Origin of the sequence: Mesorhizobium sp. M0152, assembly GCF_040322415.1 — a bacterium.
Taxonomy (GTDB): domain Bacteria; phylum Pseudomonadota; class Alphaproteobacteria; order Rhizobiales; family Rhizobiaceae; genus Mesorhizobium.
The window spans coordinates 58,851-72,991 of sequence record NZ_JAMYTH010000007.1 but is presented as its reverse complement, the minus strand read 5'-3'; the positions used below and the strand labels follow the sequence as shown (position 1 = coordinate 72,991).

The following is a 14,141-nucleotide window of genomic DNA, read 5'->3' as shown; positions in this document are numbered from 1 at the left end:
TCAGGCCTCGTAGCCGCGCATCGTCTGGCGATTGGTCTTGACCGCGCCGGCAGGATCGGCGGCAGCCGTGTCGGATTCTTCTTCCAGCACCAGCCAACCGTTGAAGCGCGGCGCGGTGCCGGCGATCTCGATCACCTCACGCGTGTCGCAGACCCCTTTACCCAGCATGGCCCAATTGCCCTTGGCGTCGACGTCCTTCAGGTGGATGTAGCGGATGCGGTCGCGGTGGGTGGTGAGCGTATCGGACATGTCCTTGTGGCCGCGCAGGATGTGGCCGGTATCGGGCACCCAGCCGACCAGATCGGGGTCGAGCAAGGCAAAGATCCTGTCGTAGTCGGCGCGGTCGAACAGCAGCGTGTTGTGGTGCGAACTCGGATGCACGGCGACCTGGACGCCGGCCTTGCGCCCGAGCTCGCCGGCCCTGTTGTAAACCTCCGCCGCAACGGCGAATTTGTCGTCGCGCGGCCCGTCGGAGACGACGGTCGCCGAGCCCATCGAGACAAGCGCGCCTGGGAAGGCGGCGGCGAAGTTGATCCAACGCTTGGCAGTTTCGAGGTCGTCGCCGATCTTTTCCTTCAAAGTGAAACCGCTCTTGGAACCGAAGGCGAAGGAGACCAGCGTCAGGCCGGATGCCCCGAGCGCCGTGGCGAATTCCGCCGGCTTGCCGGCGTAGCGGCCGATCATGGTGTCGGTGATCTCGATGCCGGCATAGCCGCCGTCGGCGATCGCCCTCAGCAGATCGTCGGGACCGCCGGTCCAGGCCTTGCCGAGCATTTCCCAGGTGAAGGTCTGGCAGCCGACTTTGAGGTCTTTCACGTTCATCCTTTCATTCCTTGATACCGCCTATTTCTTGATGCGCCCTGCGTCAGCCGTTCGATGATGTGGTGCGGGAAGAGCAACACGAGCACGGTCGGCGGAACGGTGACGACGGCCGCGGCCGCGGCGATATCGCCTGCCGGCAGACAGGCCCAATCATTCGATTGCGGCACGCGGGGGCCTGCTCCTTCGGTTCTCCTTGGGATGGACATCCTACTTGACCGAGCCCGCGGTCATGCCGGCGAGGAAGTACCTCTGGGCAACGAGGTAGATGAGCAAGAGCGGCAGCGAGCCGAGCACGCTCATCGCCATCATCTGGTTCCATTCGAAGGCGTGCTGCCCCATCAACAGCTGGATGCCGATCGGGACGGTGCGCATGGACGTCGACTTCGTCAGCGTCAGCGCAAAGAGAAATTCGTTCCAGCACAACAGGAAGGTGTAGACGGACGTCGCCACGATACCAGGCAATGAAATCGGGACAATCACCTGCCAAAGCGCTGTCCAACTGGTGCCGCCATCGACAGCCACGGCTTCATCGAGATCGCGGGGCAAGGTGTTCAGATATCCCGTCATCAGCAGGATCGCGTACGGCAGTGTAAAAACCAGGTAAGTCAGGATAAGTGCGACATAGGTATCGAAGATACCGTATGAGACGACAAGCCCGAAGAAGGGGATCAAAAGCGTGATCGGCGGAATGGTCTGCGTGCTGATGATGAGTGTGTTCAGGCTGCCTTTGCCGCGGAAGTTGAAGCGGCTGAACCCGTAGGCCGCCAGCAAGGCGATCAGCACCGTTAGCACGGTCACCGCTCCCGCCACGAAATAGCTGTTGAAGAAGAAGCGCAGCTTTACCGGGTCGCCAAGGATGGCTGCATACGCTTCCAGAGTGAAGGCCTTTGGCAGGATGGTTGGTGGCAGGGCAAAGATTTCGGTATTCGATTTGAACGAACTGCTCAGCATCCAGTAGATCGGGAATGCTGCAAAAAAGAGCCCCGCTGCAAGCGCTGCATGGAGCGCGACGGTGATCAGCCTGTCTTTCGGCGTATGCCTTGTCCTCATGACTACCGAGCCTTTTGATAGCGAATGTAGAACAGCGTCAGGCCGAGAGAGATCAACAAGATGACCACAGCGCTCGCCGAAGCCTGCGACAGGTTGTAGCTCGAAAACGCCAGCTTGTACGTGTAGGTGCTGAGGACCTCGGTCGAGTAGATCGGGCCACCGCCCGTCGTTATCCAGATTAACGGGAAGACCTGCATGGTCCAGATGAAGTCGAGCAGCGAGATGCTGATGATGATCGGCATCAGCTGCGGGATGGTGATGAAGATCAGCTTCTGGTAGGCCTTCGCCCCGTCGATATCGGCGGCCTCGTAGAAATCCTTGGGAATGCCCTGCAACCCAGCGAGCAGGCTGACCATGAAGAGCGGATAACCCGCCCAGATATTGGCGAAGGTGACGGCGTGCAGCGCGGTCTCGGGCGAGGAAAACCATTCGACCTTGGAACCGATGATGCCGATTTGCATGAGAATGCTGTTCACGACACCGTTCGGCTCAAGCAGGAGGCGCCAGATCACGGCGATAATCACCGCGGTGAACAGCCAGGGCAGTATGTAGAGAACGCGCAGAATATTGCGCAGCGTCGGATTGATGCGGTCGCTGTTCAGCATGAGCGCGAAGAGCATGCCGATGGTCATGTGGAAAATGACACTCATGCATGTGAAGTAGAGCGTGTGCCACAGCGAAGCCCAGAACACGGGGTCGTCGAAGATCGCCTGGTAGTGTTTCAGTCCGGCAAAGGATGGGTCACGACGCAGCACCGCGCTGTTCTGGAACGAGTAGGCAATCACCGTCACCATCGGCAGCAGCATCAGAAGCCCGATTATGAGCAGCGAGGGCGACAGATAGAGGTAGGGTGCGACCGCTCGTTTCAGCTTGTGGTGGGAGCGCTTTTGCCGGGTCATGTGCCAACCTTGGAATACGCCTTCAAGAGAAGGGAAGCTTCGTAGACAGATCCATCCATCTCGAATTGCCGATCCGTTGTTGCCGGGTGGCCTGCCAGAAGCCAGGCCACCCGGTCGGAGATTGCAAACGGGAACAGGCCGATCAGAATTTCGCCATCCAGCCCTTCTGAGTGGTGGCTGCGGCTTGTTCCGGAGACTGCTCGCCGGCGAGCATCTTCTGGGCTTGCACGTCCAACTGGGTCATCAGGTCTTCAGCCACCGGCAGGCCGGTGAACTCATTGGCGAGATAACCGGTCTTGAAGATTTCGAAAGCCTTGCCGAAAGCCTTGTCCGAGGTCACGAAATCGGGCTTGGCGTTGACGTTGCCCGGGAAGGCGTTTGCAAGCGACACGAGCTTGGCGTTCACCTTTTCACTCATCAGATATTGGACGAGTTTCCAGGCCTCTTCCTGATGTTTCGAGGCAGCAGAGATGCCGATGCCCCAGGAGGCATAGGGAAGTCCGCGCTTGCCGGTATAGTTTTCCACGACCGGGACCGGGATGAGGTCGAAGTTCAGCTTGGGATTGCGCTTGCGGATGAGGTTCACATGCGCGAGCGAGTCGATCATCATCCCGACGCGGTCGTTGACGAACTCCTCGACCTTTTCCTGCTCGGTCTTCGTGGCGATGCCGGGCGAGATGGTGCCGGCGTCGTTGAGTGATTTGACGAAGGTGAGCATATCCACCACCGGTTTGCTCTCAAGGTCTGGCTTGCCGTTCGCCATCATCGACTGACCCGAAGCCCAAACCCACGACATCATGTCGTTCTGGACGCCGGATGGCGTTTGCAGCGACAGGGGCAGCACCCAGCCATACTGGTTCTTGTCGGCGTTCGTCATCTTCTTGGCGGCTTCGAGAAACTCCGCACGGGTCGACGGCAGCTTGGTCACGCCTGCCTGGGCGGCGAGGTCCAAATTCACGAAGACCGGATAGACGAAGGAAGCCACGGGAAACATCACTGCCTTGCCGTCCACCTTGATGATGTCGGCGACCTGGCCCTTGTCGAAACCGCTCGCATCCATCATCGGATTCATGTCGGCGAGTGCGTTCTGCGCATTCAGATTGTTCACCCAGGCACCGTCGAGACCGACGACGTCGCTGAGCGTTCCGGTTGCAGCACCAACCGAGATCTGGTCTCGCGTGGTCGCGTAGGGGCCGCTGACCAGCGTCACCTTGATTCCGGGGTTTGCGGCCTCGAAGTCATCCATGATTGCCCTGAGCGAGCCAGCCGGCAATTCGGGCTCCCACCATTGGGTGAATTCCAGCGTCGTATCCGCCATGGCGCCGGTCGCACCAAGCAACCATGCGGCCGCGGCTATTTTCAGCATCGCGGGTCTTATACGAAACGTCATTTTCTCCTCCTTCTTTAGGATCGACCGCACAATGCGGCCGATCGTCTGCTTATTCAGAAGTCTTCTTATGCAGGCGCCTCACCCTCTCCCGCGGGTCTTGTCGCCGATATTCAGATCGCCAGATGCGTCCCGGGATCGAAGAAATGGAGCTTGGCGTCATCCAGGGCCAAGCTGATTTCCGAGCCGGAGCGGACTGTGCTGACCGGTTCGAATTTCGCCACCGCATTCGACGCCAGGCCGAAATCCTGCACCGCGTCAGGGTCGCCGGAGTCCACCCGGACCGCGTCGATGTTGAGATGGACGATATGTTCGGATCCGAGTTCTTCGATCGAGGTCACCTTTGCCGGTATCGTCTGATACTTGCGGCCGGATTCGAGGCTGCTGTCATAGAGATCCTCCGGTCGTATCCCGAACACGACTTTGCGCCCCGCATACGACCTCAAGTCCGGCCTGCGCACGAAGGCTGCATCCTGCAGCCGGATGGCTAAGGCGCCGGACATCAGTTCGTCGCCCGTCAGGGTCGCCTCGAAAAGGTTCATCGAAGGAGACCCGATGAAGCCGGCAACGAAGGCGTTCACCGGCGATTCATAGAGCCTCTTGGGTGTGTCGACCTGCTGCAGCACGCCGCCTTTCAACACCGCGACCCTGTCGCCCATCGTCATGGCTTCGGTTTGGTCGTGGGTCACATATATGGTCGTTACGCCGAGCTGCTTTTGCAGGCTGGTGATTTCGGCGCGCATTTGAACACGTAGTTTCGCGTCCAGATTGGAAAGGGGTTCGTCCATGAGAAAGGCTGCCGGCTCGCGCACCATGGCGCGGCCCATGGCAACCCTTTGACGCTGTCCGCCTGAAAGGTTCGCGGGTTTGCTGTCCAGCAGAGACGTCAGTTGAAGGGTTTTGGCGATCTCGTCCACGCGCTTTTTGCGCTCGGCCTTCGGCTTGCCTGCCAGCCGCATCGAAAAGGCGATGTTTTCGAACACCGTCATATGAGGGTACAGGGCGTAGCTCTGGAAGACCATCGCGATGTCGCGGTCCTTGGGCGGCATGTCGACGACGTCGACTCCGCCGATCCGAAGGCTGCCGCTGGTGACGTCCTCCAGTCCCGCGATCATCCGCAACGCGGTGGATTTGCCACAGCCGGACGGCCCGACGAGAATCAAGAACTCGCCGTTCTCGACCGACAGGTTCAATTGGTCGATTGCGTGAAAATTGTTCCCGTACGTCTTGCAGATATTCTCAAGAACGACTTCTGCCATATTCCTCCCTCCACAAGTCTAAGCCACTGATTTTTGTGATTGTCCTCGGCTTATGTTCACCTGCGAAATGTTTCCTCGGATAGTTCGGGCTATGTTCCCGTATCGAGCCCCGCATATTTCAGTTCGACTGCCGACGGCGCGTTCGTCGATGCCAGGAGTTCCGTGACCTGGTCGTCGGTCGGAAGCGCCTCGCGCCCGCCCCGCCCCGTTATCGAAAGGGCCGCCGCCGCGGCCGCGAATGCGACCCGGCCTGCGGTGTCGGCCCCGCGCGTCAATGCAAGGGCATAGGCGCCATGAAAGCAGTCACCGGCGCCGGTCGAGTCGACGACGGCAACCCGGTGCGGAGGCAGGTGCCAGAGCCCTGTCTCGTCGCGTCCGCGATAGAAGACGCCCCTGTCGCCATCCGTCAGGACCACGGCGGACCGCGACGGCAACCATAATGCATCGAGTATTTCGGCCGGCGACCGGCGGCCCGTGGCGGTCCGCGCAAAGCCGAGCGGAAGAATGAGATGGTCGCAGAGCCCGATCAGTCTCTCGGTGGCCGGGCCGCGGCTCCATTCTACATCGCCGAGGATCGCAAGGCCGAGATCGCGAGCCCGAGCCACGACATCCAGCGACCCGATCCCGTAACTATCGACGATCAGGACGGTCGCGCGGCTGAGGACCTCGTCCGGAAAGTCCGGCGCGGTACCCAGCATCGCTTCGTCGTCATACGCGATGAACCGCTCCCCATCCGAACCGACGGTGATCCGCGAGCGCACCGGGCGCGCGTGCGGGTGGCGCGGCGCGAACGCGGTTTCAACGCCGCTCGCAACGAGATCGCACAACACGGCGTCGTCGGCGGCACTGCCCAGCCATCCGATGAACCCGGCGGTTCCGCCGAGCCGCGCGACGGCGGCAAGTGCCGTCGCGACATTTCCCCCGAAAGCTCGGGCACTTTGCAGAACCTTTCCCTTGCCCGCCGACAACGGCTGATCGACATAGACGATGTCGTCGATCGCAATCGCTCCGAAGCCGAGGATTGAAGGGACGGCGGGCATCGTTCAGGCACCCGCCTTCGCCAAGGCGTCTTGCGCCGAAAGGCCGTCATGGATGACGCCTCGAAAGGCAATCGCTGCCTTTTCCGGATCGCCGTGCCCCCAGAGATTGCGGCCCACCACGGCACCGCGCGCGCCGGCACGGATGGCGTCCGCCGTCTGCTGAAGAGCGCCGAGCAGCGTGTCGGTCTTCGGACCTCCGGCGATCACAACCGGCACCGGGCAGGTCCGAACGGTCTCTCGAAACGACTCGAAATCGCCCGTGTAGCCGATCTTGATCACGTCGACGCCGGACTCGTAACCGATGCGTGCCGCATAGGCGATCTCGTCGGGGGTGAAGACGATTTTTGCCCCGTCGGTGAAATCGCGGGGGTAGATATGCGCCACCACCGGCATGCCGTAACGGGCCGCCGCATTCACCGAATCGGTCAGCCAGCGTATGTATCTTCCCTCTGTCGCGCCGCGCACCGGAATGGCCACGGCCAACGCATCGGCGCCAGCGCGCACCGCATCCTCGGGCGTTGCAATCAGTTCACTGATGCGATCGTCCGGGGTGAAGCAGCCGGCCTGGATCACCAAGGAAGCCTTGCCCGAGTATTGCGGCCACAGATGGCGCGCGGTGCCGGGCTGAATGCTGACGTAGTCGGGTTTGCCCACCATGACGCGCGCAAGCGCGCCCGGCAGGTCGGCAAGACCTCCTTTGCGCACGTCGCCATAGCCGACAAAGTGGTCGACCGCGCCGCCAAAAAGATTCCCCGATGGATGTGAGAAGAGGCGCGCCAGGCGCACCTTGGTTCCGAGGCTCATGAGTCCAAAACTCTCCAATCGATTGATTTCAAAATCCCGGACCAGTGTTTTCGAAAGAAAGAATAAATGCAATCTTTCGAAATCTTTCGATTTCGCGTATTTTTGATAGAGTGAACCGAGGCCAGGGCGATCGCTTGGCGCATGGAGGCAAGAACAGGGCAATGTTGTCAGAGCAGAGACGCCAATCGATCCTGGGTGAAGTGCAACGCAGCGGACAGGTTCGCATCAAGGACCTGTCAGACGATTTTGGCGTGTCGGAAGTCACGGTGCGCTCCGACCTCGAGATACTGGACCGCAAGGGACTGCTGACGAAGACCCGTGGAGGGGCGGTGATCCGGACCACAGATTCGACCACGGCCGCGTTCGCCCGGCGGATGCAAACGAACCTCGATGCAAAGAAACGCATCGCCCGGGCAGCGGTAGAACTGTTCGAGGACAACCAATCGGTCATCTTCGACGGCGGCTCGACATTGATGCAGGTTGCCATGCTGTTACCGCCGCTCAGCAATGTCGTGGTCGCGGCCACGGCGATGAATATCGTGCAGCATCTGATGCATCGGCCCGGGCTCGATGTTCACATGATCGGTGGCCGGGTCTATCCGGACACGGTGAGCACGCTGATCACCAATGCCGACACGGCTCTCGGCGGCTTGGTAGCGCATCAGGTCTTTGTTGGAGCGCATGCGATTGACTCGTCACTGGATGTGGTCGACGTGAACGAAGACATGGCGCGAACGAAGCGAAACCTCGTGCGCATGGCCCGGCGCGTTGTCCTCCTTGCGGATTCGAGCAAATGGGGCGTCAGCGGAACCTCCAAGGCATTTTCGCTGTCGAGCGTCGATGTCGTAATCACCGACGATGGCCTGTCCGGCCCGATACGCGGCCAGCTTGATAGGACCGGAGCCAAGGTGATCTATGCCTGACCCCCGTCGCGGTCCTTGGCGCCGACGCAAATATCCAATGCGCGCATGACCCACAGGCTTAGTACCGGCGGTCGGCCGCTTTTGATGTCTATCATTTTCTTTTCTCCTCCCAGGGCTGGCAGCCTCCCTATATCGCGCCAGCATTCCGCATGTTCTACAAAAATTTTACGCGCGTCAATATTCAAAACGTTGTATAGCGCTTGGAACGCGACCCGTTACCGCCACGGCGGATCCGGCAGAGCATGACCGCATTGGGAGGAACGATCGAAATGCAGGCGGAATCGAAACAGAAACTCGGGATCGGCGTCATCGGCTGCGGCAACATCTCGATGACCTATCTGCGCAATGCCGCACTCTTCGGCGGCATCGAGTTGCGCGCCTGCGCCGATATTTCGGCCGACATGGTGGCGTTGCGGGCGAAGGAATACGGCATCCGGCCGCTTGGCGTCGACGCGCTGCTGGCCGATCCCGAGATCGACCTTGTTCTCAACCTGACCGTTCCGGCGGCGCATTTCGACATTTCCTTTTCTGCGCTTTCGGCGGGAAAACATGTCTTCACCGAGAAGCCGCTGGCGACCTCGGCCGGCGACGGGCGCCGGCTGGTGGCGGAGGCGGCAAAGCGCGGCCTGCTGCTCGGCTCGGCCCCCGACACCTTTCTCGGCGCCGCCGGACGGCGGGCGCGCCGCCTGATGGACGACGGCGCCATCGGCCGACCGGTCACCGGCACGGCTTTCATGATGGGGCGCGGCATGGAGCACTGGCATCCGAACCCGCAATTCTACTACCAGCCGGGCGGCGGCCCGGTGTTCGATATGGGCCCTTATTACCTGACCATGCTGGTCAATTTGCTCGGCCCGGTCGAGCGCGTCATGGCGATGGCGACCCGGGGCCAGGAGGAGCGGCTGATATCAGCCGAGGGGCCGTTCAAGAACACGACATTCAAGGTCGGCACGCAGACCAACGTGCTGTCGCTGCTCGAATTCCGCTCGGGCGCCACCGTCACCTTCGGCGCTTCCTGGGATGTCTTTCGCCACTCCAACCATCCGATCGAATTGCACGGTACGGAAGGGTCGCTGCGCCTGCCTGACCCCGACACGTTCGGCGGCACCGTCTCGCTTTCCGAACGCGGCGCCGACTGGAGGGATTTTGGCAGCGAGGACGGGTTCTTCGGCGCCCGCAACTGGCCTTACGCGGCGCCCGACCGCGCCAATTACCGCATGCTCGGCGTCGCCGATCTGGTGCGCTCGCTCAAGACCGGTGCGACGCCCCGCGCGTCCGGCAATCTGGCGCTGCATGTGCTGGAGGTCATGGAGGCGATCCTGCATTCCGGCGAGACGCAAAGTTCGGTCGCCATTGCCGGCGACGTCGTCCAGCCGGCCCTACTCTCGGAGGACGAGGCCCGCGGCCTGCTGGCCTAGATGCAATCATGACGGAGATGGCGATGACGCTCGACCCCGATGCTTTGCGCGCCCTCGAAATCGGCCGTGCGGCCTGCGGCGAGCCGTTCGAGAATGGCAGCGTCGAAGCCGCGCGGGGCGCCTACAACGCTGCGTTCCCGACGCAGCAGGGCGAACATGAGCCGGTCGCGGCGACTTCGCAGCGGCAGATCGACGGACCGAACGGCTTGGTTCCGATCCGCATCCATCGCGGCATCGGCGCGCCACGAACCGGCGCGCGCGCCATGCTCTATCTGCATGGCGGCGGCTGGGTCATCGGCAATCTCGATTCGCATGACGAGATCTGCCGCTGGCTGGCCAATCTGAGCAACGCCGTCATCATCTGTCCCGATTATCGCCTGGCACCGGAACACAAGTTTCCTGCTGGGCTCGAGGATTGCATGGCGGCGCTCCGCTTCATGGCGGAGCATGCCGGGGAACTCGGCATAGACCCGACCCGCATCGGCGTCGCCGGCGACAGCGCCGGCGGCAATCTGGCCGCCGTGCTGGCGCTGCTTTCGCGCGACGGGATGGTGCCGCCGCTCGCCGCCCAGATCCTGTTCTATCCGAACACCGATGCCCGCCAGACGGCGGACAGCTACCGGCGTTTCGGCGACGGCTTCGGGCTCACCGCCGCAACCATGGCCTGGTTCCGCGACCACTATGTGCGAACGCTCGACGACATTCTGGAGTGGCGCGTTTCGCCGCTGCTGGCGCCAAGCCTTGCCGGCGCCGCGCCGGCCTTCATCGCGGTCGCTGGCTGCGACATCCTCGCCGATGAGGGCACAGCCTATGCGGAGCGGCTGCGGGCCGAAGGCGTGCCGGTGGTGCTGCGGCTTTGGCCGGGCCTGATCCACGGCTTCGTCTCGATGGGCCGCCATATCCCCGCTGCACGGCAAGCGGTGAGCGAGACGGCGGCCTGGCTCCGGCAGATACCGGATGCTCAGGCCGACTGACGCATCACCAGGGTGGCGCCAAGCTTGACGCTTCGCACCATGTCCTGTCGGGGCGGATCGGCCTCGTCCAGCAAAGCCAACAGTATCTCCACGCTGCGGCCGGCCATGGTGGCGAAATCCTGGGCCATGGTGGTCAATGGCGGGCAGGTGTAGCGGCTCAACGGATGATCGTCATGGGCGGCGACACGAAAATCGCAATCGGGCCGGCGGCCGATCTTCAGCCCGCGCGAGTAGGCGGCGGACATGACGCCAAAGGCCAGACGATCGTTGGCGCACAGGATCGTGCGGCCGGGCAGGCCTGCGGCCGCGAGCGTCCTTTCCATCCATTCATGGCCGATGCGCTCGAAGTCCCAGGTATAGTCGAGCGCCGCTTCCATGACGACCGGCTCGAAACCAGCGGCCTCCATCGTCTCGATATAGCTTTGCAGGCGCTCGCTCGAATTGTGATTGACATGGGGAATGTCGACATAGACCGGCGGCTCGCCGGACCGGCAGAGATAATCGACCATGGTCGACGTGCTCTGATGGTTGTTGTTGCCGACGAAAGGCGTGTTGCCCTCGATGTAAGTGTCGAAATAGACGATCGGAATGTTCTCGCCCATCCTGTCGAAGACGCCCGGTTCGGAAACCGACCCCAACGGCGCGACGATGGCGCCCGCGATCTTCAGCGACATCAGCGTCCTGACCGATTCCGCCTCCAGTTTCGGCGAGCCGTGCGAAGAGATGACGATCGGCCAGAAGCCTTCATCGCGGCAACGCAACTCGATGCGGCTGACCATCTCGGCATAGAACGGATCGGTGACCGTCGGCACGACGATGCCGACATTGCGCGTGCGCTTGCGGTTGAGGTTGCGCGCGAAAAGGTTCGGCTGATAGTCCGATGAGCGCAGCGCCGCTTCTATGCGCGCCCGCGTCGCCGGCTTGACGCTCTCCGGATCGTCGAAATATTTCGACAGCGTCGGCCGCGACACGCCGCATGCCTGGGCGAAGTCATCCATTGTGCGATGCGTCTTCTCCGCCATCGATTAAAGCCTCCCTGCCGTCGCGCGCCAGCCTTGTCGTCCAGCCAGCTTGCGGCCGTAGCCGCAATGCGGCAATGCTTGACGGAACTTATTCAGTTAAATTCCACACTTCTCGATACAATGCAAAATCATCGCACACGTCAAAGTATTTATTTACGCCCTAAAAATTGGTGACCGACGCGATCGCCTACCGGCGGAGCGCGCCCAGCACTCGCCGGGACATCGCGCGAGCTGCCGCAATTCGTCTTCGAGGCGCATTCGATGACGCGTAGGCGCATGAGATCTCCTCGGCGCCAATGGCGGTCGAAGCTCAGTGGGGCAAGCCGACATAGTTTTCGGCAAGCGCGGTCGATGCGGCCCTGGAGTGCACGAGATAGTCGAGTTCGGCTTCCTGGATGCGCTGGCCGAAGTCGCCGGTATCGGGAAAGCGGTGCAGCATGGTCGTCATCCACCAGGAAAAACGCACCGCCTTCCAGACCCGCGCCAGCGCCTTGCCTGAATAGGCGTCGATGCCGGCCGTGGATTTTTCGCGGTAGAAATCGCGCAAGCCCGCAAACAAATAGCGCACGTCGCTGGCGGCGAGGTTGAGACCCTTGGCGCCGGTCGGCGGCACGATGTGGGCGGCGTCGCCAACCAGGAAAAGCCGTCCGAAGCGCAACGGCTCGGCGACGAAGGAACGCAACGGCGCGATCGACTTTTCGAACGATGGACCGGTGACGACGCTCGCCGCCGTCTGTTCCGGCAAGCGGCGGCGCAACTCGTCCCAGAAGCGGTCGTCCGACCATGCCTCGACACGGTCGCCCTCGGGGCATTGCAGGTAGTAGCGGCTGCGGCGGGTCGAGCGCATCGAACACAGCGCAAAACCCCTCTCGTGGTTGGCGTAGACCAGCTCGCGATCGGCCGGCGGCACTTCGGCCAGCACGCCGAGCCAGCCGAACGGATACTGCCGCTCGAAGCTTTTCAGCGCGCGCTGCGGCACCGACTTGCGGCTGACGCCGTGGTAGCCGTCGCAGCCGGCGATGAAGTCGCAATCGATGCGATGCGTGACGCCATCCCTGTCATAGGTGGCGAAAGGCGCCTCGCCGTCGAAATCGTGCAGCGCGACATCAGCCGCTTGGTAGATCGTGGTCAGTCCGGCTGCATCACGCTTGTCCATCAGGTCGTGAGTCACTTCGGTCTGGCCGTAGACGGTGACATGCCTGCCGCCGGTGAGCGCCGCCATGTCGATGCGATGCAGGCGTCCGTCGAACGCGAGCGAGATGCCGGAATGCGGCAGCCCCTCGGCGTGCAGCCGTGCCGCAGCACCCGCTTCTTCCAGCAACTCGACCGTGCCTTGTTCGAGTACGCCTGCGCGTACGCGGCCGAGCACGTGGTCGCGGCTTGCACGTTCCAGGATGACCGTCTCGACGCCGGTGCCGTGGAGCAGCTGTCCGAGCAGCAGGCCGGACGGTCCCGAGCCGACAATAGCGACCTGCGTGCGCATCAATGTCCCAGGCTTTCGACCTCTGCGGCCAGTTCGGCGGCGAGGCGCAGCGACGCTGCCGTTGCGACGGCCATCTGGGGCAGCAGCAGCCACTCCAGCGTCCAGGCGGCGCCCGACCGTTCCTGCTCGTGCACGAGCGCCTGATGCATGCCGGAAAGCTGCGTGGCGTTGAAGCGGGCAAGCGCCACCAGGGCCTCTGCCTTCACCGGGTTCTGCTTGTGCGGCATGGCCGACGAGCCGCCACCGCCCGAGAGCGCGATGTCGGTTCCGCCTTGCGCCATCAGCGCGATGTCCTGGCCGAACTTGCCGAGACTGCCGGCCACCAGCGACAGCCAGCCGGCAAAATCGGCGAGCGTATCGCGCTGGCTGTGCCATTGCGGCGCGTCGGCAAGGCCGAGTTTTGTCGCAAGGGCCGCACGCACCGCTGGTCCTTTCTCGCCGAGCTTTTCCAGCGTGCCGGCGGCACCGCCGAACTGCACCACCAACAAGCGCCTGGACTGTTCCGACAATCTTTCCTGGTGCCGTTGCAGCGGCGCCCGCCACGCCCTGACGCGATCGGCCACTTCGATCGGGATCGCCTTCTGCATGCGCGTCGCCCCGGTCAGCGCCTTGCCGCCAAAACGTTCTTCGAGCGAGGTGAGCCGGATGACGGTTTCGGTCAGGAGCAAGCCGAGATGCTCTACGACCGGCTTCAGCCGAAGCACAAGGCCGGTGTCGACAACGTCCTGGCTGGTGGCGCCGAAATGCACCTTCTGGCCATGCGGTTCGCCGACCGCGGCCCTGATCTGGCGTACCAGTTCCGGCACCATGACGCCGTCCCGGGCGACACCCGCCCGCAGCAGGGCCGTGTCCGGCCGGAACGTGGCAAGCGCCGCCGCGATGGCTGCCGCCGCGTCCTTCGTGATGATGCCGCTTTCGGCCTCCGCTTCCGCCAGCGCGCGCTCGAAGGCCAGCATCGCCTGGATTTCCGCCTCGACGGAAAAATGCCGGCTTGCTTCCTCATCGCCGAGAAGGCCGGAAAGCAGCGGATGGTCGAAAGGCGATACGGTCATGTCCTGCT

The 14,141-nt window shown here is 62.6% G+C and carries 13 protein-coding genes; 3 read left to right on the top strand and 10 right to left on the bottom strand.

The features are described 5' to 3' along the window. From NKJ26_RS10015 to NKJ26_RS09985, 7 genes are all read right to left on the bottom strand, one after another. The gene (locus NKJ26_RS10015; RefSeq protein ID WP_352695124.1) at nt 1-822 is read right to left on the bottom strand and encodes a sugar phosphate isomerase/epimerase family protein; all 822 of its coding nucleotides are present in this window, start codon (nt 820-822) and stop codon (nt 1-3) included. A 207-nt stretch (nt 823-1,029) separates the two neighbouring features. Next, entirely contained in the window at nt 1,030-1,872 is an 843-nt protein-coding gene (locus NKJ26_RS10010; protein WP_352695123.1) for a carbohydrate ABC transporter permease, read from the bottom strand. A gap of 2 nt (nt 1,873-1,874) precedes the next feature. Further along, nucleotides 1,875-2,771, bottom strand: coding sequence for a carbohydrate ABC transporter permease (locus NKJ26_RS10005; protein WP_027023146.1), 897 nt, complete (start codon nt 2,769-2,771; stop codon nt 1,875-1,877). Nucleotides 2,772-2,913: 142 nt separating this feature from the next. Beyond that, the gene (locus NKJ26_RS10000) at nt 2,914-4,161 is read right to left on the bottom strand and encodes an ABC transporter substrate-binding protein (protein ID WP_352695122.1); all 1,248 of its coding nucleotides are present in this window, start codon (nt 4,159-4,161) and stop codon (nt 2,914-2,916) included. Between the two features lie 110 nt (nt 4,162-4,271). Further along, entirely contained in the window at nt 4,272-5,417 is a 1,146-nt protein-coding gene (locus tag NKJ26_RS09995; protein WP_352695121.1) for an ABC transporter ATP-binding protein, read from the bottom strand. An 89-nt stretch (nt 5,418-5,506) separates the two neighbouring features. After that, nucleotides 5,507-6,457 carry a PfkB family carbohydrate kinase gene (locus NKJ26_RS09990; RefSeq protein WP_352695120.1) on the bottom strand — a complete coding sequence of 317 codons (951 nt, stop codon included), beginning with the start codon at nt 6,455-6,457 and terminating at the stop codon, nt 5,507-5,509. A gap of 3 nt (nt 6,458-6,460) precedes the next feature. After that, nucleotides 6,461-7,261 (bottom strand): beta/alpha barrel domain-containing protein, encoded by an 801-nt coding sequence (locus tag NKJ26_RS09985; protein WP_352695119.1) that lies wholly within the window; start codon nt 7,259-7,261, stop codon nt 6,461-6,463. Nucleotides 7,262-7,422: 161 nt separating this feature from the next. On the opposite strand from NKJ26_RS09985, the gene NKJ26_RS09980 reads away from it, so the two are divergent. From NKJ26_RS09980 to NKJ26_RS09970, 3 genes are all read left to right on the top strand, one after another. Next, nucleotides 7,423-8,184, top strand: a complete 762-nt coding sequence (locus tag NKJ26_RS09980; RefSeq protein WP_352603886.1) for a DeoR/GlpR family DNA-binding transcription regulator — start codon at nt 7,423-7,425, stop codon at nt 8,182-8,184. 269 nt (nt 8,185-8,453) lie between these two features. Then, nucleotides 8,454-9,602, top strand: coding sequence for a Gfo/Idh/MocA family protein (locus NKJ26_RS09975; RefSeq protein ID WP_352695234.1), 1,149 nt, complete (start codon nt 8,454-8,456; stop codon nt 9,600-9,602). Between the two features lie 8 nt (nt 9,603-9,610). Beyond that, complete coding sequence (locus NKJ26_RS09970; protein WP_352695118.1) at nt 9,611-10,576, top strand: alpha/beta hydrolase; 966 nt, start codon at nt 9,611-9,613, stop codon at nt 10,574-10,576. Here NKJ26_RS09970 and NKJ26_RS09965 read toward each other — a convergent pair. From NKJ26_RS09965 to NKJ26_RS09955, 3 genes are all read right to left on the bottom strand, one after another. Then, complete coding sequence (locus tag NKJ26_RS09965) at nt 10,564-11,598, bottom strand: LacI family DNA-binding transcriptional regulator (protein WP_352695117.1); 1,035 nt, start codon at nt 11,596-11,598, stop codon at nt 10,564-10,566. The genes NKJ26_RS09970 and NKJ26_RS09965 overlap by 13 nt on opposite strands. 310 nt (nt 11,599-11,908) lie before the next feature. Beyond that, nucleotides 11,909-13,081: a 4-hydroxybenzoate 3-monooxygenase gene (gene pobA, locus NKJ26_RS09960; protein ID WP_352695116.1), complete on the bottom strand. Its 1,173-nt coding sequence runs from the start codon at nt 13,079-13,081 to the stop codon at nt 11,909-11,911. Continuing rightward, nucleotides 13,081-14,133, bottom strand: coding sequence for a 3-carboxy-cis,cis-muconate cycloisomerase (locus NKJ26_RS09955; RefSeq protein ID WP_352603894.1), 1,053 nt, complete (start codon nt 14,131-14,133; stop codon nt 13,081-13,083). The genes pobA and NKJ26_RS09955 overlap by 1 nt, the downstream gene beginning before the upstream one ends. Between the last annotated feature and the right edge of the window lie 8 nt (nt 14,134-14,141).

What these genes read in the sequence shown, in the direction of transcription:
- NKJ26_RS10015 (WP_352695124.1), bottom strand. Translation starts at nt 822, where the DNA reads ATGAACGTGAAAGACCTCAAAGTCGGCTGCCAGACCTTCACCTGGGAA.
- NKJ26_RS10010 (WP_352695123.1), bottom strand. Translation starts at nt 1,872, where the DNA reads ATGAGGACAAGGCATACGCCGAAAGACAGGCTGATCACCGTCGCGCTC.
- NKJ26_RS10005 (WP_027023146.1), bottom strand. Translation starts at nt 2,771, where the DNA reads ATGACCCGGCAAAAGCGCTCCCACCACAAGCTGAAACGAGCGGTCGCA.
- NKJ26_RS10000 (WP_352695122.1), bottom strand. Translation starts at nt 4,161, where the DNA reads ATGACGTTTCGTATAAGACCCGCGATGCTGAAAATAGCCGCGGCCGCA.
- NKJ26_RS09995 (WP_352695121.1), bottom strand. Translation starts at nt 5,417, where the DNA reads ATGGCAGAAGTCGTTCTTGAGAATATCTGCAAGACGTACGGGAACAAT.
- NKJ26_RS09990 (WP_352695120.1), bottom strand. Translation starts at nt 6,457, where the DNA reads ATGCCCGCCGTCCCTTCAATCCTCGGCTTCGGAGCGATTGCGATCGAC.
- NKJ26_RS09985 (WP_352695119.1), bottom strand. Translation starts at nt 7,261, where the DNA reads ATGAGCCTCGGAACCAAGGTGCGCCTGGCGCGCCTCTTCTCACATCCA.
- NKJ26_RS09980 (WP_352603886.1), top strand. Translation starts at nt 7,423, where the DNA reads ATGTTGTCAGAGCAGAGACGCCAATCGATCCTGGGTGAAGTGCAACGC.
- NKJ26_RS09975 (WP_352695234.1), top strand. Translation starts at nt 8,454, where the DNA reads ATGCAGGCGGAATCGAAACAGAAACTCGGGATCGGCGTCATCGGCTGC.
- NKJ26_RS09970 (WP_352695118.1), top strand. Translation starts at nt 9,611, where the DNA reads ATGACGGAGATGGCGATGACGCTCGACCCCGATGCTTTGCGCGCCCTC.
- NKJ26_RS09965 (WP_352695117.1), bottom strand. Translation starts at nt 11,598, where the DNA reads ATGGCGGAGAAGACGCATCGCACAATGGATGACTTCGCCCAGGCATGC.
- pobA (WP_352695116.1), bottom strand. Translation starts at nt 13,081, where the DNA reads ATGCGCACGCAGGTCGCTATTGTCGGCTCGGGACCGTCCGGCCTGCTG.
- NKJ26_RS09955 (WP_352603894.1), bottom strand. Translation starts at nt 14,133, where the DNA reads ATGACCGTATCGCCTTTCGACCATCCGCTGCTTTCCGGCCTTCTCGGC.